Origin of the sequence: Mesotoga sp. HF07.pep.5.2.highcov (assembly GCF_003666285.1) — a bacterium.
Lineage (GTDB): Bacteria > Thermotogota > Thermotogae > Petrotogales > Kosmotogaceae > Mesotoga > Mesotoga prima.
Genome location: NZ_JFHJ01000631.1, coordinates 1 through 1,836, shown reverse-complemented (window position 1 = coordinate 1,836; position 1,836 = coordinate 1). Strand labels below are relative to the sequence as shown.

General features: G+C 40.9%; 1 protein-coding gene. It reads right to left on the bottom strand.

The window, feature by feature from the left end; genetic code table 11:
- Positions 1-1,212: 1,212 nt before the first annotated feature.
- Positions 1,213-1,767, bottom strand: a complete 555-nt coding sequence (locus tag BG32_RS13520) for a hypothetical protein (RefSeq protein WP_121526976.1) — start codon at positions 1,765-1,767, stop codon at positions 1,213-1,215.
- Positions 1,768-1,836: the final 69 nt, after the last annotated feature.

Below are 1,836 nucleotides of genomic sequence, written 5' to 3'. Positions count from 1 at the left end.
CCTTTTTTCATTCCCATACCTCCTTTTTTTCTAGCAACGGATTTGGTTGAAAACAGGGAAAACTAGAAGAGCAACACGTTAGTAAAGTTGCCTAACTTAAAGACACTATTGATTATACCTTAACCAAAACTCACGAAACAAATGTGATAATTTACTTCTGGACTCAAGAACAAGCTATCTTGTAGTGAATTGGCAACCTAGAAAGGTTTAATTGACTAATCCCATCTCCATTAAATGTTCTAAAGAATTGTTGCTCCTAGATCTTGGTTGGACTTTTGTGTGCTATGTTCGAGACAAACCTTGAACATTCAGCGGCTTTTGGAATAGAAACATGCTATCATATCTATTATGCTGTATGCATTTCTAAGAGCGACTCTCAGCAGATCGTTTCCGGCAAAATAGAGATACATTCAATGGACAGATAAGAGTACTTAGGAGTCAGCGTCGACTATCAGGCGATAGAATATCATTTCATTCGTGGTTCATTCATGTCGTTGTCGCTAAAACATGTTTATAAGCCTCATCAATTAGGCTTCTCAATGCTTTGTAGTCGCCACATTCTGATTCTCGTTTTCGCTTTTTGCCATATTGACTCTTCTCAGAGCTTCAAATGACAAACCTGTTTCCAATCATGGAGACAATGCGAGCTGACTTGATCCGGAAAGTCCGGTATCCGGTATGTTCCTTTCAATGAAAAAAACCAGGTGATGCTTTCTTATGTCGAGCAATATGCATCTTCTTTTGTTATCGATCACTTTCTCCTAAGGATGGCAAAGTGCTATAATTTCACTGCACGGGGGTGTCCCCGTGGGCGGAGCAGGAAAAAGGCTCCGCTTAACCATTTTTTTCGGCTCAATTCTGTCAAATCTGCCAGCATAATACCTTAAGAGCATATTGAGTGAGTGATTCTAGCTGAAGGCAGAAAATGTTGGCCAGCCTATCATGAGTAGATAATCGTCAGGGGAATATCGGAAGGACCATTCAACGGTTTTATGAGAGTCAGCAAGACGTAAGTAATCAAGAAATCCTGAGGAACGGGAGTTTGATCCTTGTTATTCAGTTCTCTCTGCCATAGGCTTGCGTAATACCTCGGTTATCATAACTCTCCAGACGTATATTTTTGCTGCCTGAAGGAAGGACGAAGTCAGCAATTCAGTACGTATTCAAGAAACAAGGCAAGTTTCGCACAGAAGAGAAGTCTTGAACAGACAATTACCTTATTATCGTGCTTATCAGTTCATTCCTCCAATCTCCTGAATTCATGGTGCCTTTAGCGGGCCAGGTAATCGGTTTATCGGTATTTTTTCTCGACTCATCCAGATGAGAATCGATAAATGCATTTAGTGCAGCCTCAGGAACCTTATACTCTCTGTTCTCGTGTACTGTTCTACCATTTCTGATGTATTCTCTTATTCTATTAATTACAGGATCTTTACGATCGGATCTGACTTTCTCCTGCGAGCTACAGAAAACCAGGTTTATGGCTTTAGTGAAACCATCGGAGTGTTCGGTGGCCAATCTCAGTTTCTCATTGTCTGTGATCACCTCTTCGAGCATATTTATATTTCTCGCATTGAAGGGGTGTATGAACTTAACCTCAATGGCATACTGCACTTCTCTTTTGTACGTTGAATCATCTTTATGCTTCCTTTCTATCGAAAGCGAAGCATCTTTTGTTTGCTGCAGAATATAAGTACCGGTAATTGCAGTGAGTGATTCCCTGCAATTGCAGGGAAAATTCCCTGTTAATGCAAAGAGCCATTGCAACTTCCCCCGGAATTACCTACCCTTGTAGTTACGACACTATAAAGGGGAGGAACAAAGGAGGATGGTTGC